Annotated in this window: 15 protein-coding genes; 7 read left to right on the forward strand and 8 right to left on the reverse strand. The window is 74.4% G+C overall.

The window, feature by feature from the left end; all coding sequences use genetic code 11:
• Window positions 1-51: 51 nt before the first annotated feature.
• Together AB0C99_RS24860 and AB0C99_RS24865 are read left to right on the forward strand one after the other, a co-directional pair.
• The gene (locus tag AB0C99_RS24860; RefSeq protein ID WP_362478949.1) at window positions 52-2,316 is read left to right on the forward strand and encodes an RICIN domain-containing protein; all 2,265 of its coding nucleotides are present in this window, start codon (window positions 52-54) and stop codon (window positions 2,314-2,316) included.
• A gap of 142 nt (window positions 2,317-2,458) precedes the next feature.
• Entirely contained in the window at window positions 2,459-3,718 is a 1,260-nt protein-coding gene (locus AB0C99_RS24865) for an NAD(P)/FAD-dependent oxidoreductase (protein ID WP_362478952.1), read from the forward strand.
• 48 nt (window positions 3,719-3,766) lie between these two features.
• Here the strand turns inward: AB0C99_RS24865 and AB0C99_RS24870 are convergent, their stop codons facing one another.
• From AB0C99_RS24870 to AB0C99_RS24890, 5 genes are all read right to left on the reverse strand, one after another.
• A complete protein-coding gene (locus tag AB0C99_RS24870) occupies window positions 3,767-5,317 on the reverse strand; it encodes an SPFH domain-containing protein (protein ID WP_362478955.1) in 1,551 nt (516 codons plus the stop codon).
• 72 nt (window positions 5,318-5,389) lie between these two features.
• On the reverse strand, window positions 5,390-5,896 hold the full coding sequence (locus tag AB0C99_RS24875; protein WP_362478958.1) for a hypothetical protein: 507 nt from the start codon (window positions 5,894-5,896) through the stop codon (window positions 5,390-5,392).
• Window positions 5,897-6,032: 136 nt separating this feature from the next.
• Window positions 6,033-7,115, reverse strand: a complete 1,083-nt coding sequence (locus tag AB0C99_RS24880) for a helix-turn-helix domain-containing protein (protein WP_362478961.1) — start codon at window positions 7,113-7,115, stop codon at window positions 6,033-6,035.
• Window positions 7,116-7,327: 212 nt separating this feature from the next.
• Window positions 7,328-7,546: a twin-arginine translocase TatA/TatE family subunit gene (locus AB0C99_RS24885; RefSeq protein WP_362478964.1), complete on the reverse strand. Its 219-nt coding sequence runs from the start codon at window positions 7,544-7,546 to the stop codon at window positions 7,328-7,330.
• A gap of 134 nt (window positions 7,547-7,680) precedes the next feature.
• Complete coding sequence (locus tag AB0C99_RS24890) at window positions 7,681-8,256, reverse strand: TerD family protein (RefSeq protein ID WP_362478967.1); 576 nt, start codon at window positions 8,254-8,256, stop codon at window positions 7,681-7,683.
• A 348-nt stretch (window positions 8,257-8,604) separates the two neighbouring features.
• On the opposite strand from AB0C99_RS24890, the gene AB0C99_RS24895 reads away from it, so the two are divergent.
• The 5 genes from AB0C99_RS24895 (at window position 8,605) to AB0C99_RS24915 (ending at window position 14,299) form a co-directional block, all read left to right on the forward strand.
• On the forward strand, window positions 8,605-9,930 hold the full coding sequence (locus tag AB0C99_RS24895) for a hemolysin family protein (RefSeq protein WP_362478970.1): 1,326 nt from the start codon (window positions 8,605-8,607) through the stop codon (window positions 9,928-9,930).
• Complete coding sequence (locus AB0C99_RS24900) at window positions 9,927-10,946, forward strand: hemolysin family protein (RefSeq protein ID WP_362478972.1); 1,020 nt, start codon at window positions 9,927-9,929, stop codon at window positions 10,944-10,946. The genes AB0C99_RS24895 and AB0C99_RS24900 overlap by 4 nt, the downstream gene beginning before the upstream one ends.
• Window positions 10,947-11,018: 72 nt before the next feature.
• Window positions 11,019-11,378, forward strand: a complete 360-nt coding sequence (locus AB0C99_RS24905) for a metalloregulator ArsR/SmtB family transcription factor (RefSeq protein WP_362478975.1) — start codon at window positions 11,019-11,021, stop codon at window positions 11,376-11,378.
• An 85-nt stretch (window positions 11,379-11,463) separates the two neighbouring features.
• The gene (locus AB0C99_RS24910) at window positions 11,464-12,849 is read left to right on the forward strand and encodes an MFS transporter (RefSeq protein WP_362478978.1); all 1,386 of its coding nucleotides are present in this window, start codon (window positions 11,464-11,466) and stop codon (window positions 12,847-12,849) included.
• Window positions 12,850-12,859: 10 nt separating this feature from the next.
• Window positions 12,860-14,299, forward strand: coding sequence for a DUF1775 domain-containing protein (locus tag AB0C99_RS24915; protein WP_362478981.1), 1,440 nt, complete (start codon window positions 12,860-12,862; stop codon window positions 14,297-14,299).
• Between the two features lie 87 nt (window positions 14,300-14,386).
• Here AB0C99_RS24915 and AB0C99_RS24920 read toward each other — a convergent pair whose 3' ends face one another.
• The 3 genes from AB0C99_RS24920 to AB0C99_RS24930 form a co-directional block, all read right to left on the reverse strand.
• On the reverse strand, window positions 14,387-15,664 hold the full coding sequence (locus tag AB0C99_RS24920) for an MFS transporter (protein WP_362478984.1): 1,278 nt from the start codon (window positions 15,662-15,664) through the stop codon (window positions 14,387-14,389).
• Window positions 15,665-15,794: 130 nt separating this feature from the next.
• Entirely contained in the window at window positions 15,795-16,652 is an 858-nt protein-coding gene (locus tag AB0C99_RS24925) for a hypothetical protein (protein WP_362478987.1), read from the reverse strand.
• A gap of 187 nt (window positions 16,653-16,839) precedes the next feature.
• Entirely contained in the window at window positions 16,840-18,318 is a 1,479-nt protein-coding gene (locus AB0C99_RS24930) for a catalase (RefSeq protein WP_362478989.1), read from the reverse strand.
• Window positions 18,319-18,470 lie beyond the last annotated feature (152 nt).

Genomic DNA, 18,470 nt, shown 5'->3' on the forward strand with positions numbered 1-18,470 from the left:
CGCGCCCTCTCGTCCCTGTCATCGATAACAGTCCTCACCTGAGGAGTACGCGTGAAAGCTCCGCGCAGCAGACTGGTGGGCGCGCTCGCCGCGGCGGCCCTGGCCCTCGCCGTCGGCGGCCCGCTCGCGGCCCCCGCCGCCTCGGCGGCCCCGGCCCCGGCACCCGCTCCCGCACCGGCCGCCGCGGCGGCGGCCACGTACACCGTCACCGTCGGCGCGAAGGGCACCTGGAACCGCCCCGACGACACCCCGGCGAGCCCGTACCTGGACAAGGACGGCACGTTCTACTACCAGCAGGCGCACGCCCTGTACGGCGCCAACGACGGCCGGAGCTGGACCTTCTACACCGGCACCGACTTCGACACCGCCAACCGCTCCGGCGCGATCAGCGACGCGGTGAACCCCGCCAACACCAACGACCGCAACAACGACACCACCTGGCGCTGCAACAACAGCCCCACCGGCGTCGAGTCCACCCAGGCCCCCGCCGGCAGCGGCTACGCCCACCGCAACTACTGCGACCTCACCGGCCTGTGGGTGGACCCCGACACCGGCGACTGGTACGGCCTCGTGCACAACGAGTTCACCCCGCAGCCCTTCGGCGACGGCCTCCACTACGACTCCATCGACTACGCGGTCTCCAAGGACCAGGGGAGGACCTGGACCATCAAGGGCCACGTCATCACCTCGCCGTACAGCACCAATCGCGGCGACACGGCGGCCTTCCCGCAGCAGACCTACCACTACGGCACCGGCGACCCGCGCCTCTTCGTCGACACCGCCTCCGGCTACTTCTACGTCTTCTACGGCTCCCGGATCGTCGACAAGGGCGGCAGCTGGCGCGCCTTCTACGGGCACGTCGCCCGCGCCCCGCTCGCCGGCAAGATGGCCCCCGACTCCTGGAAGAAGTGGTACGGCGGCTCCTGGAGCCAGCCCGGCGTCGGCGGCCGGGAGAGCACCATGGTCCCGGTCGGCGCGGGCAGCACCACCGGCTACGTCCCGACCGGCAAGGAGTACAGCCCCGCGAACACCGGCACCGTCGCCCAGCAGGTCGCGGCGGGCCTGACCCCCGCCACCTCCCCGCTGTTCGTCATGGACATCACCTACAACGCGCACCTCGGGCTCTACATCGGCGAGCCGCAGGGCGTCGACCAGAGCGGCAACGCCCCGCAGGAGCTGTACGCCACCGACGACCTGACCACCCAGAAGTGGTTCCGGCTCGGCGACACCGGCTCGTACAAGACCGCCTCCTGGTACCGCTGGTTCCTCGACAGCGGCAGCAGGACCGGCTCCGGCATCACCGGCAAGGACCTCCGCGCCTACTGCTCCTTCGGCTGCTCCGGCGGCGCGAGCGCCGAGTACGTGAACCTGAGCCTCGGTACGAGCGCCCCCGCCGCCCCCGTCGACACCACGAAGACCTATCGGATCGGCAGCTCCGCCGGGCGGGTCCTCGCCCAGGTCCAGGGCGGCTCCGACACCACCTCGACGGCCGCCCCGACCGGCTCCGCCCTCGAATCGTGGACCTTCACCGCGAAGGGCGACGGCTCCTACCGGATCGTTAACGCCTCCACCGGCCGGCTGCTCGGCGTCCCCGCCACCGCCCCGTCCGGCCGCGCCTGGGGCACCCGGCCGACCGTCACCCCCGCCGCCTCCGGCCCCGCGCAGGACTGGTTCGTCATCCGGGGCACCGCCGCCGCCGACAACGCGCCCACCGGCACGTACAAGCTGGTCAACCGCTACAGCGGGCTCGTGATCGGCCTCACCGCCGACACCGCCCGCCCGGCCGAGACCACCCCCGTCCGGGCCTGGACCGACACCACCGGCGGGCCCGTCGGCGGCGGCCGGTCGGCCGCCGAGCAGAGCCTGACGCTCACCGCGACCGGCGACACGCCCGGCGGCGGCTCCCTCGACGGGGTCCACACCCTCACCACCGGCGGCAAGGCGCTCGACGACCCCGACAGCAGCACCGCCGACGGCACCCGGCTCGTCACCTGGACCCCCAACGGCGGCGCCAACCAGAAGTGGACCTTCACCCGGCAGGGCGACGGGAGTTACGAGCTGCGCAACGGGCACTCCGGCAAGTGCGCCGACGTCGAGGGCGGGACGAGCGCCGGGGCCGGGGCCCGCATCATCCAGTGGACCTGCCACGGCGGGGCCAACCAGCGCTGGAACGTCACCCGCCTGGCGAGCGGCGCGTACACCCTCGCCTCGGCCGGCAGCGGCCTGCTGCTGACCACGGCCTCCGCCGCCGACGGCGCCGCCGTCACCCAGCAGGCGGACACGGGGAGCACGCGCCAGCAGTGGACCCTCGGCTGAGCGGAACCAATGGAGCCTCCACGGAGGTGAACTGATTTTTCGTCACCTCCGTTCCGGCTCCCTGTAGGTTGGGCATGTGCCTGACACGTGCGGCAGGCCCGCCGCGCGTGCCGGGCGCCCACCCGAAGGGAGCGACCAGCGCATGACCAGCCCTGAGAGCGCGGGACCCGGCTACGACGTCGTCATCGTCGGCGCCAGCCTGGCCGGCAGCGCCGCCGCGGTCCTGCTCGCCCGGCGCGGAGCCCGCGTCGCGCTGCTGGAACGCCGCTCGGACCCCGACGCGTACAAGGTGCTCTGCACCCACTCCCTCACCGCCAACGCCTATCCGGTGCTGGCCGAACTCGGCCTCGTGCCCGCCCTGGAGAAGGCCGGGGCGGTACGCAACGAGGCCCGCTGGTACACCCGTTGGGGCTGGATCACGCCGAAGGCCGCGCCGGGCGGGCCGGAGCTGCCGTACGCGTACAACGTCCGGCGCAGCGTCCTCGACCCGCTGATCCGCCGCCGCGCCGCCGAGACGCCCGGCGTGGACCTGCTCCCCGGGCGCCGGGTCACCGGGCTGCTCACCGAGGGCGGGCGCACCGCAGGGGTGCGCGCGGCCGGGCCCGACGGCGAACGCGAGCTCAGGGCCCGGCTGGTGGTCGGCGCCGACGGCAGGGACTCCGCCGTCGCGAAGCTCGCCGGGATACCCGCACGCACCCACCGCAACGCCCGCTTCGGCTACCTCGCCCACTTCCGCGACCTCCCGCTGGCGGGCGGCATCGGCCAGACCTGGTTCCTGGAGCCGGACATGGCCTACGCGTTCCCGAACGACGACGGGGTGACCGTCCTCGCGGTCCTCCCGGACAAGAAGCGCCTCCCGGCGTTCCGGGCGGACCTGGAGGGGGCCTTCCTCTCCTTCGTCCGCGCCCTGCCGGACGCGCCGCCGGTCGACGCGGCCCGCCGCGTCTCGAAGATCGTCGGCCATCTCGACTACCCGCTGCACACCCGCCGCCCGACCGCCCCGGGCCTCGCGCTCGTCGGCGACGCGGCCCTCACCGGCGACCCGCTGTGGGGCGTCGGCTGCGGCTGGGCCCTGCAGTCGGCGCGCTGGCTGACGGAGGCCGTCGGCCCCGCGGCGGCCGGCCACGGCGACCTCGACAGGGCGCTCGCCTCCTACGCCCGCGTCCACCAGCGGCGGCTCCGCGGCCACCAGCTGCTGGCCGCGGACTTCGCGGGCTCCCGCCCCTTCAACCCAATGGAGCGCCTGGTCTTCTCGGCGGCGGCCCGCGACGAGGCGATGGCCCGCCACATGTACCTCTTCGCCTCCCGCCTGATCGGCCCCTTCCGCTTCCTCAGCCCCCCGGCGGTGGCGAAGGCGGTCGCCATCAACCTCCGGCACCGGAGGGCGGGGGCGGGGTCCTGAACCGACGAGGGGCCCGGTCCACGTGGACCGGGCCCCTCGCGCCGTCCGCTAGTCGGTCACCTCGATGACCCCGTCCCCGGCGGAGCGGGAGGGGACGCCGGCCTTGTCCGCCGACGCCTGGCCCGGCACGGACGCCTTCCCGGCCACGTTCTGGAGCATCGACGCGAGGTCCATCCCGGTGGTCGCCGAGAGCAGTTCCATGCCCTGGGCGACGTTGTCCGTGACGGTACGGGCCAGCCGGCCCGCGCCGTCCGTGGAGATGACCGTCATCTTGTCCACGGCCGCCAGCGGCTCCGCCGCCTTCGCGACGATCTGCGGCAGCGCCTCGACCACCATCTGGAGCATGGCCGCGTCGCCGTACCGCTCGTACGCCTCCGCCTGCTTCTGCATCGCCTCGGCCTGCGCCGCGCCCTTCGCCGCGATCGCCGCGGCCTCCGCGTCGCCCTCCAGCCTCACCGCGTCCGCGATGGCCGCACGGCGGGCCCGCTCGGCCTCACCGCGCTTGGCGCCCTCGATGGCCTCCGCCTCGGCGAGGGCCTGACGGCGCTGCTTCTCGCCCTCACCGGTCAGCCGCGCGCGCTCCGCCTCCGCCTGGGCCGCGGCGATCGCCGCCAGCCGCTCGGCCTCGGCCTGCTTCACGCGGGCCACCCGCTGCGCCTCGGCCTGCTGCTCCGCCTCGTACCGCTTGGCGTCGGCCGGCTTGCGGACCTGCGTGTCGAGCTGCCGGTCCGTCAGGGCGGCCTGCCGCTCGGCGACCTTCTCCTGCTCGGCGAGGATCTGCTGCTGCCGGTCCGCCTCGGCCAGCGGCCCGGCGGCGTTCGCCTGCGCGGCGGCGGCGTCGGTCTCGGCCTTGATCTCGGCCTGGCGCAGGTACAGCGTGCGCTGGGCGACCGCGATCTCCTCCTCGGCCTTCAGCCGCGCCTGCTCGGCGGCCCGGCGGGCGCTCGCCTCGGCGATGTCGGCCTCCTGCTTGGCGCGGGCGGCCTCCGGGCGCCCGAGGTCCTCCAGGTAGGAGCCCTCGGTGGTGATGTCCTGGATCTGGAAGGCGTCCAGGACCAGGCCCTGCCCGGACAGGCTGGCCTCGGCCTCCTCGGCGACCTGCCCGGCGAAGGCGGCCCGGTCGCGGATGATGTCCTCGACCGACATCCGGCCGACGATCGACCGCAGCGCGCCGGACAGCACCTCCTGGGTGAAGCCGACGATGCCCTCCTGCTGCATCAGGAAACGCTGGGCCGCGGCGCGGATCGAGTCCTCGGTGCCGCCGACCTTGACGATGGCGACGCCGTCCAGGTTGGCCTTGACGCCCCGCAGGGTGACGGCGCCGCGGACGGCGATCGGGATGTGCCGGCTGGACAGGTCCAGGCTGAACTTCTGCTGCACGAACGGGATGACGAAGACCCCGCCGCCCACCACGACCTTCTGGCCGCTGTTGTCGGTGAACACCTGGCCGGTATCGGGGTCGGTGGACCTCTTGCCCCGGCGGCCGGTGACGATGAACGCCTCGCTGGGACCGGCGACCTTGTACCGGGTGACGACGACGAGACCGAGCAGCACGAACAGGACGACGATGCCCAGGACGGCCAGGAGGACAGGGCTCATGACGAGACCCCCTTCGACGGAACGGAACAGAACACGGGCCGGGCGCGGCGACGGGCCGCGCGTCCGGCGCGGTCAGCGTTCGACGGGACGGACGCTGACGGAGGTCGGCGAGAGCACGCCCTCGACCCAGACCTCGGTGCCGCGGGCGACGGGCGCGTCGGCCTTCGCGGCGTACTTCACCGGCTGGCCGGCGAGGTGCAGCAGCACCTCGCCGTAGCCGCCGGAGGGAATGGCGGTGACGACGGAGCCGGAACGTCCCGGCAGGTCCTCGCCCCGGGGTGCGGACGCGGCCCCGTCACGCATCAGGGCCCGGCTGAACGTGCCCGTCAGCCAGCCCACGCCGATGCCCGCGACCGCGCCCGCCCCCGTGGCGGCCCCCGCCCCCACGCCGGTGGTCCCGAGCACGATCGCCCCCGTGAACCCGAGCGCCGACACGAAACCGGCGATCACCGGCAGCGACAGCACCCCGTCCAGCCCGGCGCCGAGTCCGTCGAGGACCCCCTCCAGCACTCCGTCGAGGACCAGGCTCAGCACGAGCAGGACGAGTCCGGCGATGCCGAGACCGAGAAACCATGCCATGTGCCCGTCCCTTCGGTCGCGGCGTGCCGTCCGCCGTCAGGGGAATCGTTTCATCGGGGCAGCGCGCGGCGCATTGCCGGACTCCGGCAATCTTTACGCGCTCTTGATGCCGTCCGCGCCCGGCCGCCGGTGCGCCTCAGAGCTCCCGCTCCGGCCAGCCCAGCAGCCGGGCGCCGATGACGGCGGTCTGGAGGGTGTAGCGCTGGGTCGGGTCGGCGGGGTCGGACCCGGTCAGCCGGTGGATCCGCTCCAGCCGGTATGTGACGGCCCGCACGCTCAGCGAGAGCCGGCGGGCCGTCTCGGTGGTGACGCAGCCGCTGTCGAAGTAGGCGGTCAGGGTGTCGAGGAGCGGCCGGGCGCCGCCCCGGGCCTGCCGCGCCGGCCCGAGCACGGAGCTCACCAGGTCCGCCATGGCCTGCCGGTCGCGGCTGAGGACCGGGTAGACCAGCAGGTCCGCCGCGTACAGCACCGGCCCCTCCAGGGCCATCCGGTCCGCCAGGTCGAGGGCGTTGAGCGCCTCCTCGTACGAGTGGACGACCCCGCCCGCGCCCGGGTGCCCGCGCCCGATGGCGACCCGGCCGCCGTCGGTCACCGCGTACGCCTGCTTGGCGAAGTGCTGGAGCACCTCGGGCTCGTCGGCGGGCGCCACGCAGATCAGCAGCCCGTCCTTGGTGGTCAGCAGGATCCGCCGGTCGCCGAACCGGGCCAGCAGCGAGGACTCGACGGCCCGGGAGACCGGGAAGCCGTCCGAGTACGGCTCCGGCCCCCGGGCGACCGCCACCGCGTGCGCGCGGGAGAGCAGCAGCCCGAAGCGCTCGGCCCGCTGCGCCAGCCGGCCCAGGTCGCTGCGCCCGTACAGCAGGTCGTCGACGAACTCCCGGCGCGCGGCCTCCTCCCGCCGTACGGCCAGGGTCTGGGCCCGCTCGTGGCCCTCGGCGAAGGCGTCGACGGCCTGCTCGACCGCGGCCAGCAGCCGGTCGGCGTCGGCCCGGGTCCCGGCGGGGCGGATCAGCCGCGCGGCGGCGAGGTGGGCCCGCACCAGCGACCGCAGCCCGAGCCCGGCCTCCGCGGCCCGCTCGCCGCGCTCCCGCAGCCCTTCGAGCTCCTCGCGGGTCAGCCGCCTGCCCGTGGCGCAGACGCCGGTCAGCACCTCGGCGTACCCCGCCAGATGCTCCTCGTACGCCTCCACGTACGCCTCCACCGCTGTCCCTTCCGCCATGACCCCTCCCGTGCCTGCCGCGCGCCCTGGACGACCCCTCGGTTCCGGGGGCGTTCCTGACGGGCTCCCGACGAGTTCCTGACGAGTTCCTGACGCGCGGTGAACCAGGGTGGCACGACGAAGGCGGGCACCCCGTGTGCGGGGTGCCCGCCGCCGGAAATGCGGCCTTGCGGCCGGGGAACCGGGGTCTTACGGCCGGGGGGACGCGGGTCCTACGGCCGGGAGGCGGGTCCGTCCTCGCGCGGGGGCGTCGGGCGGACCTGGTAGACGGCCTGCGGCGCGGGCGCGTCGTCGCCCTTCATGGCCCGCGACTCGCTCTTGAGGATGCGGGCCGCCTTGCCCGCGCTGCGCGCGAGTTCGGGCAGCTTCTTGGCGCCGAGGAGGAGGATGAGGACGATCAGGACGAGCGCGAGCTCACCGATGCCGAACAAGGTCGTGCTCCTTCGGTGTCGTGGGTCCGGGGGCGGAAGCGGGGGCCGTGCCGTGGATCAGTGGATCGGACTCAGTGGATCAGACTCAGTGGGTCGGACTCGTGGGTCGGACTCAGTGGATCGGACTCGGTGGATCAGACGTTGACGCCGAAGTCGGCGGCGATGCCCGCGAGCCCGGAGGCGTAGCCCTGGCCGACGGCCCGGAACTTCCAGTCGGCGCCGTGGCGGTAGAGCTCGCCGAAGATCATCGCCGTCTCGGTGGCGGCGTCCTCGGACAGGTCGTAGCGCGCCAGCTCGACGCCGTCGGCCTGGTTGACGACGCGGATGAACGCGTTGCGCACCTGGCCGAAGCTCTGGCCGCGGTTGTCCGCGTCGTGGATGGAGACGGGGAAGACGATCCGGGCGATCTCGGCCGGGACGGCCGCCAGATTCACCTTGACGCTCTCGTCGTCGCCGTCGCCCTCGCCGGTGAGGTTGTCGCCGGTGTGCTCGACCGAGCCGTCCGGGCTGGTCAGGTTGTTGTAGAAGACGAAGTGCCGGTCGGAGACGACCTTGCCCGCGTCGGAGAGGAGCAGCGCGCTGGCGTCGAGGTCGTAGGCGGCGCCGGTGGTGGTCCGCACGTCCCAGCCGAGCCCGACCACCACGGCGGTCAGCCCCGGCGCCTCCTTGCTCAGCGAGACGTTGCCGCCCTTGGCCAGACTCACACCCATGCCCGTTCCTCTCCTCGCGGCCCCGCGTCCTCGTGCCGGGGCCGTTCTCCTCGGCCGTACGCCGATCTCATCGTACGGGGACAATCTACAGCCATGTAGAAGCGTCCGGTAGGATCGTCTGAACTCACCGTGGCCGACTGCGGCGGCCGGTGGCGGCGCGGCGATCCGGCGGCCACGGCAGGCCCGGCGACACAGGGAGCGCGCGGCCGTCCCGGCGGCCCCGTGCGGCAGGATGCGGTGAGACCCGCACCTCCCTCCCGGGAGCCCCCGTGGGGAGCCCCGCGGGGGTGTCCCCGTAAGGAGCCGCTTCTTGTCCGCCAGACCGACGTCCACCGACGCCTCGAAGGGGTGCGGTCGATGAACGCCGCTCTCGGCCTGCTGGCCGTGCTCGTCCTGACCGCCGGCACCGGCTACTTCGTGGCCCAGGAGTTCGCCTACGTCGCCGCCGACCGCCTCGCCCTGGCCCGCGAGGCCGAGGCCGGCGACCGGCGCGCCGCCCGCGCCCTCACGGTCCTCGGACGCCTCTCGTTCATGCTCTCCGGCGCCCAGCTCGGCATCACCGTCACCGGCCTCGTCGTCGGCTTCCTCGCCGAACCCTCCATGTCGGCGCTGCTCAAGCCCCTCCTCGACGGCACCGGACTCTCCGAGGGGGCCGTGTCCGCGATCTCCGTGGTGCTCGCCTTCACCGTCGCCACCGTCCTGCAGATGGTGCTCGGCGAACTCGCCCCGAAGAACCTGGCCCTGGCCGTCCCCGAGCGCCTCGCCAAGGCGCTCGCCCCCTCCACGCTCCTCTACCTCAAGGTCGTCGGCCCCGTCGTCCACGTCTTCGACGGCGCCGCCAACCGGCTGCTGCGCAAGGTCGGCATCGAACCCGTCGAGGAACTGCACCACGGCGCCACCCTCGAAGAGCTCGGCCACCTCATCGGCGAGTCCCACGAACAGGGCCGCCTGCCGCTCGCCACCGCCGAGCTCCTCGACCACGCCCTGGAGTTCTCCGAGCGGACCATGGACGAGGTGATGGTCCCGCGCGCCGACGCCGTCTTCGTACGCAAGGACGCCACCCTCGCCGAGGCCGTCGAGCTCATCGCCCGCCACGGCCACTCCAACTACCCCGTCCTCGGCGACCACCCCGACGACATCGTGGGCGTCCTCGGCGTGAGCGAGCTCGTCCGGGTGCCCGCCGGCCAGTTCGGCGAGCTGACCGCGGGGGAGCGGGCCCGGCCGCCGCTGCTGCTCCCCGACACGCTGCCCTCGCCGCGCGCGGTGGCGCGGATGCGGGAGCACGACGACGAGTTCGCCGTGGTCCTGGACGAGCACGGCGGCGTCGCCGGGATCGTCACGTACGAGGACATCGCCGAGGAGCTCGTCGGCGACATCGCGGACGAGAGCGACACGGTCGTCGCGCCGGCCGTGCCCGACGGGGCGGGGTGGCGCGTCGACGCCGGGCGCAGGCTCGACGAGATCGAGGAGGCCACCGGCATCGCCCTGCCCGAGGACGACGACTACGACACCGTCGCCGGCCTGATCATCGACCGCCTCGGCCGCTTCCCGACCATCGGCGACGCGCTGACCGTCGACGACGTCCGGATCGAGGTCCTGAGCCTCGACCGGCACGTTCCCGAACGGGTCCGCGTCGAGCGGGTCGCCCCCGCGGCCGAGGAGGCCCAGGCATGAGCTTTCCCATGGCCCTGTTCGTCACCGTCCTGCTGCTGATCGGCAGCGGCTTCTTCGTCGCCGCCGAGTTCGCGCTCGTCGCCGCCCGGCGGCACCGTGTCGAGAAGGCCGTCGCCGAGGGGCGGCGCGGCGCCAAGGCGGCCCTCGCCGGGATGCGCGAGCTGTCCCTGATGCTCGCGGGCGCGCAGCTCGGCATCACCGTCTGCACCCTCGGCCTCGGCTCGATCTCCAAGCCCGCGATCTCGCACCGCCTCGACCCGCTCCTCGTCGACCTCGGGCTGCCCACCGGGCTCAGCTACGGCATCGCCTTCGCCGTCGCCATGATCGTCGTGGTCTTCCTGCACATGGTCGTCGGCGAGATGGCCCCGAAGTCCTGGGCCATCGCCCACCCCGAGCGCTCCGCCATGCTGCTCACACCCGCCTTCCGGGCCGTCGTCAAGGCCGTCCGCCCGCTGCTCTGGGTGCTCAACCAGGTCAGCAACGCGCTGGTCCGGCTCTGCCGGGTGCAGCCCCGCGACGAACTGACCGCCGTCCACAACCGCGAGCAGCTCACCCACCTCGTCGCCGAGTCCGAGCGCCTCGGCCTCATCGACCGCACCGACTCCCAGCTCATCACCCGCTCCCTCACCGAGCCCCAGACCCCGGTCGCCGGGCTCGGCACCCCGGCCGCCGACATCGTCGCCGTCCCGGCGGACGCGGACCTGGACGCGCTCCTCGGGTGCGCCGCGCGGGCCGGCCGCTCCCGGCTGCTGGTCCGCGACGGCGACCGCTACCTCGGCGCGGTGCACGCCCGCGACGCCCTCGTCGCCGCCACCCGAGGCCGCCGCGCCACGGCCCGCGACCTGGTCCGCCCGGTGCCCGAACTGACCCCGGGCACCACGGTGTCCGAGGCGGTCGAGCACCTGCGGCAGCGCCGCTCCTCGCTGGCGGTGGTACGGGACGCGGGCGGCGAGGTCACGGCCCTGGTGAGCCTGGACGACCTGCTGGTCCACCTGATGGGCCCGCAGACGGGGTGAGGGGCTGACGGGCCGGCCGGCCGAGTCGCGGGCCCGGAGCGCGGCGCGGGCGGCGTGCCTACGATGGCGGGTATGTCTTCGAGCGACACGTCCTCAGCTGCGGGCCCTGTGCACCAGCGCACGCCCGGCTCCCGCGAGCTGGTGGCGGCGGCGGGAGTCTTCGCGCTCCTCGCCGACCCCACCCGGCTGCACCTGGTCTGGGTGCTCGCGCGGGCCGAGTCGGACGTGACCGCGCTGGCCGCGGCGGTCGGGGCGGCCCGCCCCGCGGTCAGCCAGCACCTGGCCAAACTGCGGCTCGGCGGGCTCGTGGAGTCCCGCAAGGACGGCCGGCGGGTCGTGTACTCGCTGCCCGACGGGCACATGAGACGACTCGTCGTGGAGGCGATCAGCCACGCCGACCACCAGGTGACGGGCGAACCCTGGCACGACTGAGGGCGACCGGGGACAATTCAACACGTGCGCACTCATGCACATGTCGGCTACGGTGAAGACCCGCAGCCGACCGAGGGGTGCCGCGATGCCGTCCGTCCTGAGGAACCGCACCTACCGCCGCCTGTTCACCGCCCAGGTCGTGGCCCTCGTCGGCACGGGCCTCGCGACGGTCGCGCTCAGCCTCCTCGCGTACGACATCGCCGGGGGCGACGCGGCGGCCGTCCTCGGGACGGCGCTGGCGGTCAAGATGGTGGCGTACGTGGGGATCGCGCCCCTGGCCGGCGCCTTCGCCGACCGCGTCCCGCGCCGGGCGCTGCTCGTCTCCATGGACCTGGTCCGGGCCTGCGTCGCGCTGAGCCTGCCGTTCGTGACCCAGGTCTGGCAGGTGTACGTCCTGGTCTTCCTGCTCCAGGCCGCCTCCGCCTGCTTCACCCCCGCCTTCCAGGCCACCATCCCCGAAGTCCTCCCGGAGGAACGGGACTACACCCGCGCCCTGTCGCTCTCCCGCCTGGCCTACGACCTGGAGAGCCTGTTCAGCCCGGTCCTGGCCGCCGCGCTGCTCTCCTTCGTCCCGTACGGCAGGCTCTTCACCGGCACCGCCGCGGGCTTCGCCGCCTCCGCCGTCCTGGTCGCCTCCGTCCTGCTGCCCGCGCCCCGACCGGCCCCGCGCGAGGGCGGCGCCTACGCGAAGATCGCCTTCGGCGCCAGGCTCTTCCTGGCCACTCCGCGCCTGCGCGCCCTGCTCGCGCTCGACCTCGTGGTCGCCGCCGTCGGCGCGCTCGTCCTCGTCGGCACCGTCGGCCTGGTCCGCGACACCCTCGGGCGCCCCGCCGGGGACGTCCCGCTCGCCCTCGGCGCGTACGGGGCGGGGTCGATGGCGGTCGCCCTGTCGCTGCCCCGGCTGCTGGACCGGCTGGACGACCGGGCCCTGATGCTCCCGGCGGCGGGCGTCCTCACCGGCACCCTCGCCGTCGTCGCGCTCGGCCTGGCGACGGCGGGCCCCGGCGCCGCCTGGCGGTGGCCCGCGCTGCTGGCCGCGTGGGCCCTGACCGGGGCGGCGACCTCGGCGGTGCTCACCCCCGGCGGACGCCTCGTGCGCCGCTCGGCCGGGACGCCGGACCTGCCGGCGGCGTTCGCGGCCCGGTTCTCCCTCACGCACGCCTGCTGGCTGCTCACCTACCCGCTGGCCGGGGTCCTCGCCGCCGGGCCGGGACCGGCCGTCGCGGCGGGCGCGCTGACCGCCGTCGCGCTGGCCGGAACATGGGCGGCGGTACGGCTCTGGCCCCGCGAGGACCCGGCCGCGCTCGACCACGTCCACCCGGAACTGCCCCGGGACCACCCGCACTTGGCGGGCCTCGGCCCGGGCCACCGGCACGACTTCCACATCGACGTCCTGCACCCGCGCTGGCCCGCGACGGCCCGCGGGACGGCATCGGGCCCTGTGTACGGGCGGGGTGCGGCTGGTTCATGATGGGCGCGCCATGCCGTGGACGAGCCGCACCCGATCCGCGCGTCGCCCCGGCGCGGGACCGGACGGCGGCGCGGCCGGACGCGTGGCGCGGGCGGGCGTGTTCAGCTGTGTCGGCACGGTCCTCGCGGCCACCGCCCACCACCTGGCCTCGGGCCACGCCCCGGCGTGGGGCGCCGCGCCGACCGGCGCCGCCCTCCTGTTCCCGCCCGCCCTCGTCCTCGTACACAGGCCCCGGGCGTTCCCCACCGTGGCGGCGGCGACCCTGGCCGCCCAGGCCCTGCTGCACACCTGGTTCGCGGCGCCGCACACGGCGCACGGGCCGCACGGGCCGCACGGGGCCGCGCACGGCGGCTGGGGCGGAGCCATGGCAGCGGCGCACGCGCTCGCCGCGCTGGCGGTGGCGTGGCTGATGCAACGGGCGGACACGGCGGTACGGGCGGCGGACCGGGCGGTACGGGAGACCCGGGCGGCGCTGGCGGCACTGCGCGCCGGGGCGCCGGGGCGCCCGGTCCCCCCGCTCCCGCCGGACGACGGGCGGCGGTCACCCCCGCCGCCCCCGCGCCGCCGGACGGGAACCGTCCCCCTGAAAAACCCGATGGCGAGAAGAGGCCCCCCGTGGAGGGCCCGTCGACTCCCCGGGCCCGCGCGGCACATCACGATCGGCCGCCGGTCGCCCACCCGTCACCGTCCAGCCTTCATCCTCCACGGAGCCACCATGTCCCGAACCACCCGCCGGGCGCGCGTCCCGCTCGTCGCCGCGGCGACGCTCGCGGCGTCCATCGCGCTCGCCACCCCCGCCTCGGCCCACGTCGAGGTCGAGGCGAAGGGCGCCCGCGCGCTCGCCGAGAACGTCGAACTCTCCTTCAACGCCGAGTCGGAGTCGACCTCGTCCGGCATCACCAAGCTGGAGGTCGTCCTCCCCGAGGGCCTCAAGCCCGCGGACATCGCGTACAAGAGCGGCCCGTCGGGCTGGCGGCTCACCCCGACCGCGCGCGGCTACGCGGTGTCCGGCCCGGCGGTCGCGGTGGGCGAACCGGCCGCGTACAAGGTGCTCGTGCGCAAGCTGCCGGACGCCAGGTCGCTGGCGTTCAAGACGCTCCAGACCTACGGGGACGGGCGCGTGGACCGCTGGATCGAGGTGGAGAAGGCCCACGAGACGGACGGCCACGCGGGCAACCCGGCCCCGACCCTGAACCTGGGCCCGGCGGCGACCACGCCCCCGGCCACCACCCCGCCGCCGACACCGACGGCCACGACCGCCCCCACGACCGAGCCGCCGTCGCCCACCACGGCGACCCCGGCACCGCCGAAGACATCGGCCGAGGAGCCCCCGGCCGACGACACGTCCGCCCCGGCGAAGGCGCTGACGGTCGCGGGCGTGATCGTCCTCCTGGCGGCCCTGGCCGGCGCCTGGTGGTGGCACCGCCGCAGGGGCCGCGCGGAGAACTGACGGGAAGACGGGAAGGGACGGTCGCGGACGGCCCGGCGGCGAGAATCACGCCGCCGGGCCGTCCGCGAGCCCCAGGTTGTCAGGCGGTCACGCGGCCTTGGTGAGGGTGGACCGGTCCGTACGGGGTGCCCGCGGGGCGGGCGCGGCGAGGGCGGCGGCCGGTGCGGTGCGCGCCTCGTGCCGCGGCCACAGGACGAGGGCGCCGATCGTCCCGGCCACCGCGAGGACGGCGAGGACGGACCAGGTGACGGTGAAGCCGACGGCGCTGCCGAGCCAGCCCGCCACGGGGTAGGTGACCAGCCAGGCCAGGTGCGACAGGGAGAACTGGGCGGCGAACGCCTCGGGAAGCGCGTCGCGGGCCACGGAGGCGCGCAGGACCTTGCCGGTCGGGGTGATGACGAGCGCCATGCCGACGCCGATCGCGCCCCAGACGACGGCCGTGCCGGTCCAGGTGAGGAGGCCGGTCGCGGTGAGCGCGACGGCGGCGACCGTGGCCCCGGCGAGGACGGCGGCGCCGGCCGTCATGACGGTGCGGGGGGCGGCCCGGTCGAGGACGCGGGGCAGGGCGAGGGCGGTCAGGAGGGTGCCGGTGCCGGAGGCGGCGAGCATCCAGGCGACGTCCGACTGGGTGCCGCCGAGGGTGTCGCGGACGTGGTTGACGGTGTTGACGACGACGATCGAACCGGCCGCGGCCACCACGAGGTTGAGCGCGAGGACGCCGCGCAGCCGCGGCGTCCGGAGGAACGTCCGGATCCCGGCCGCCGCCCGGTCCCACGCGCCGGTGCGGCCGCTGGGGCGGGCCTGCGGGATGCGGGTCGACAGGACGAGCGCGGCGGAGAGCAGGAACCCGGCCGAGGTGCCGAGGAACAGCCGGTCGAAGCTCAGGAACGTCAGGGCGACGGCCGCGAGCACGGGGCTGAGCAGGCTCTCCATGGTGGAGGCGACCTGGGAGGCGGACAGGGCCCGCGTGTAGTCGGCCTCGTCGGTGACGATGTCGGGGATGACGGCCTGGAACGTCGGCGTGAACGCGGCGGAGGCGGCCTGGAGCACCCCGATCAGCACGTAGACGTGCCACACCTCGGTGACCAGCGGCAGGGCCAGGACCACGAGGCCGCGGACCGCGTCGAGGAGGAAGAGGAAGGTCCTTCTGGGGAGCCGGTCGACGTACGCGGCGGCGAGCGGCGCGATGGCCACGTACATGACCATCTTGACGGTCAGCGCCGTGCTGAGCACGGCTCCGGCGCGCGCACCGGCGAGGTCGTAGGCGAGGAGTCCGAGGGCCACCGTGGTCAGCCCGGTCCCGAACAGGGCGATGACCTGGGCGCCGAACAGGCGGCGGTAGTCGCGGAGGGCGAAGAGGCGCATGGCGGGTTCCTTCCGTGTCCATGCGGCGGGGCGCGACCCCGGGGCGGGGGCCGGGCCCCGCGGTTACAGGCGGGGGAATCGGATGGGGGCGGGGCCGGACAGCTCATGACGCTCCTTCTGGGACGGGCTCTCAGTGGTGACCGTGGTGGCCGTGGTGGCCGTGGTGCTCGTCGTGGTTCTCGTCGTGCGCCGGGGCGGCCTCGGCGGTGTGGACGGTGAACTCGGCGGTCCGGACCCGGCCTTCGTGCTGGAAGTCCAGGTAGAGCCGGTAGGCGCCGGCCGTGGGCGCGACCGCCATGAAGCTGATCGCGGGCCCGGGCGCGGTGACGCCGTCGCCGGGGTGGCCCTCCGGGTGGACGTGGAGGTAGCCCAGGTCGCCGACGCGCAGGGCCACGAGGTGCCCGTAGGCGGCCAGGTAGGGCTCCAGGTCGGTGACGGGCCGGCCGTCCCGGCCGACGGTGAGGGTCAGCTCGCTCGCCTCGCCGGGCACCAGCGTGCCGTCGAGGGTGACGGCGTACGCGTCGACGTGCGCGGTACGGGCGGCCTCGGGGAGCGGCCGGGGGTCGTACGCCCCCGGGACCGCGACGTCGACGCCCAGCGTCAGCGTCCCGTCGTGGCCGGCCGGGTGGATGTCGGTGAAGAACCTCCAGTCCCCGGGCTCCAGGTCCAGCGTGGTGTGCCAGTGCCCCTTGTCGTCCCGCACCGGGTGCACGTGCTGGAACCCGGCCGTGTCCCGACGTACGGCGATGAAGTGGAGCTCCTTCTCGTGCTCGGCGACGAACTCGGTGACCGGCTGCCCGTCGGGCCCGGTCACCGTGAACCCGACGTGCTGCCGCGGCCCGGCGGCGAGGATCGTGGAGTCGACTTCGAGGGTGAACCCGTCGGCGGAGACGGCGAGCCCGCCGGCCTGGCCGTGTGCGCCGTGGCCGGTGTGACCCTCGTGGCCGCCGTGACCCTCGTGACCCTCGTGGCCGGTGTGGTTCTGCATGGTGACTCCCCGGGTGTCGTGCCGCGCCGTGGCGCCTCGTCCGCTCTGGACGATGATCAGAACCATATACCCCCTGGGGGTATTCCCGCGAGGGGGAATCACGCCGGGGAGGAAGAGGCGGCGGCACGCCCCGAGACCGGAGGCGCCGCCCCGGAGGGCGGCGCCTCGAACCCGTACCCGCCTGCCGCTACGCCCCCTGCCCCTGCCCCTGCCCCCGCCCATTCCGCACGCCGTCCTCGACGCGTCGGCCGATGCCCGGGTCGATGGAGGTCCAGTATGTGAAGGCGCGCTCCAGGACCGGCTCGCTCACGCCGTCCAGGAGGTGGCCGACCACGTTCTCCACGAGCCGGTCGCGCGCCGCGTCGTCGAGGACCTCGCGGACGAGGGTGCCGGCCTGCCCCCAGTCGTCGTCCTCGGCGTGCGCGACGTACGCCGCCCGGGTGATCTCACCCTCGACGGCCCAGCTCGGCGGGGTGCCGTAGTGCTCGGTGTCGGCGGCGGGACCGCCCTTGGAGTTGGGGGCGTAGACCGGATCCGACGTCCTGCGGAAGGCCATGGCGCCGTCCTTCGAGTACGTACGGACGTCGACGACGGGGGCGTTCACCGGAAGCTGCTGGTAGTTGGTGCCGATCCGGGCCCGGTGGGCGTCCGGGTACGAGAACAGCCGGCCCAGCAGCATCCGGTCCGGGCTCGGGCCGATCCCGGGGACGAAGCCGCTCGGCTGGAACGCGGCCTGCTCGATCTCGGCGTGGTTGTCGGTGGGGTTGCGGTCCAGCGTCATCCGCCCCACCGGGACGAGCGGGTAGTCGCCGTGCGGCCACACCTTGGTGAGGTCGAACGGGTTGAACCGGTAGCCCGCCGCCTCCTCGTACGGCATCACCTGCACGTACAGCGTCCAGGACGGGAAGTCGCCGTCCCGGATGTGCTCGAACAGGTCCCGCACGTGGCAGTCGGTGTCGACACCAGCCATCCGGTCGGCCTCGGCCTGCGTGAGGAACTCGATGCCCTGGTCCGTCTTGAAGTGGTACTTCACCCAGAAGCGCTCGCCGGCGGCGTTGATCCACATGTACGTGTGCGAGGTGTAGCCGTTCATGTGCCGCCAGGTCCGGGGCACCCCGCGGTCGCCCATCAGCCAGGTGACCTGGTGCGCGGACTCGGGGGAGAGCGTCCAGAAGTCCCACTGCATGTCGTGGTCGCGCAGATTGCTGTCCGCGCGGCGCTTCTGGGACCGGATGAAGTGCTGGAACTTCATCGGATCCTTGATGAAGAACACCGGCGTGTTGTTGCCGACCATGTCGTAGTTGCCCTCGGACGTGTAGAACTTCACCGCGAACCCACGCGGATCCCGCCACGTGTCCGGGCTCCCGCGCTCGCCGGCCACCGTGGAGAACCGGGCCACCAGGTCGGTGCGCGCCCCCGGCTGGAACAGCGCGGCCCTGGTGTAGCGGCTGACATCGTGCGTGACCTCGAACCGCCCGAACGCCCCACTGCCCTTCGCGTGCGGCTGGCGCTCCGGGATGCGCTCCCGGTTGAACTGCGCCATCTGCTCGATCAGGTAGGCGTCCTGGAGGAGGACGGGCCCCGCGGGCCCCGCGGTGAGCGAATGCTCGTCGCTCTCCACCGGCGCCCCGGAGTCGGTCGTCGTGGCGGGTCGGCTCTCACTCATCACACAGCCCTTCGTCGTCGCACACACCTCCCTCGACCCTCACCCGTCCCGCCGTCCTCCGCGACTCGGGAGCCGTCCGGGGTGGAACGGCCCGCCCGCCGTGCCGTCCGGCTACAGTGAGCGGGCCCGTCGGGTGGACTGGCGAATTCGTG

The organism is Streptomyces sp. NPDC048659 (assembly GCF_040650575.1).
In the GTDB taxonomy this organism is placed as follows: domain Bacteria; phylum Actinomycetota; class Actinomycetes; order Streptomycetales; family Streptomycetaceae; genus Streptomyces.

Excerpts from the sequence above, each read along its gene's own strand:
- AB0C99_RS24865 (WP_362478952.1), top strand. The coding sequence starts at position 2,459 with ATGACCAGCCCTGAGAGCGCGGGACCCGGCTACGACGTCGTCATCGTC.
- AB0C99_RS24910 (WP_362478978.1), top strand. The coding sequence starts at position 11,464 with ATGCCGTCCGTCCTGAGGAACCGCACCTACCGCCGCCTGTTCACCGCC.
- AB0C99_RS24870 (WP_362478955.1), bottom strand. The coding sequence starts at position 5,317 with ATGAGCCCTGTCCTCCTGGCCGTCCTGGGCATCGTCGTCCTGTTCGTG.
- AB0C99_RS24905 (WP_362478975.1), top strand. The coding sequence starts at position 11,019 with ATGTCTTCGAGCGACACGTCCTCAGCTGCGGGCCCTGTGCACCAGCGC.
- AB0C99_RS24925 (WP_362478987.1), bottom strand. The coding sequence starts at position 16,652 with ATGCAGAACCACACCGGCCACGAGGGTCACGAGGGTCACGGCGGCCAC.
- AB0C99_RS24930 (WP_362478989.1), bottom strand. The coding sequence starts at position 18,318 with ATGAGTGAGAGCCGACCCGCCACGACGACCGACTCCGGGGCGCCGGTG.
- AB0C99_RS24915 (WP_362478981.1), top strand. The coding sequence starts at position 12,860 with ATGCCGTGGACGAGCCGCACCCGATCCGCGCGTCGCCCCGGCGCGGGA.
- AB0C99_RS24920 (WP_362478984.1), bottom strand. The coding sequence starts at position 15,664 with ATGCGCCTCTTCGCCCTCCGCGACTACCGCCGCCTGTTCGGCGCCCAG.
- AB0C99_RS24890 (WP_362478967.1), bottom strand. The coding sequence starts at position 8,256 with ATGGGTGTGAGTCTGGCCAAGGGCGGCAACGTCTCGCTGAGCAAGGAG.
- AB0C99_RS24880 (WP_362478961.1), bottom strand. The coding sequence starts at position 7,115 with ATGGCGGAAGGGACAGCGGTGGAGGCGTACGTGGAGGCGTACGAGGAG.
- AB0C99_RS24875 (WP_362478958.1), bottom strand. The coding sequence starts at position 5,896 with ATGGCATGGTTTCTCGGTCTCGGCATCGCCGGACTCGTCCTGCTCGTG.
- AB0C99_RS24900 (WP_362478972.1), top strand. The coding sequence starts at position 9,927 with ATGAGCTTTCCCATGGCCCTGTTCGTCACCGTCCTGCTGCTGATCGGC.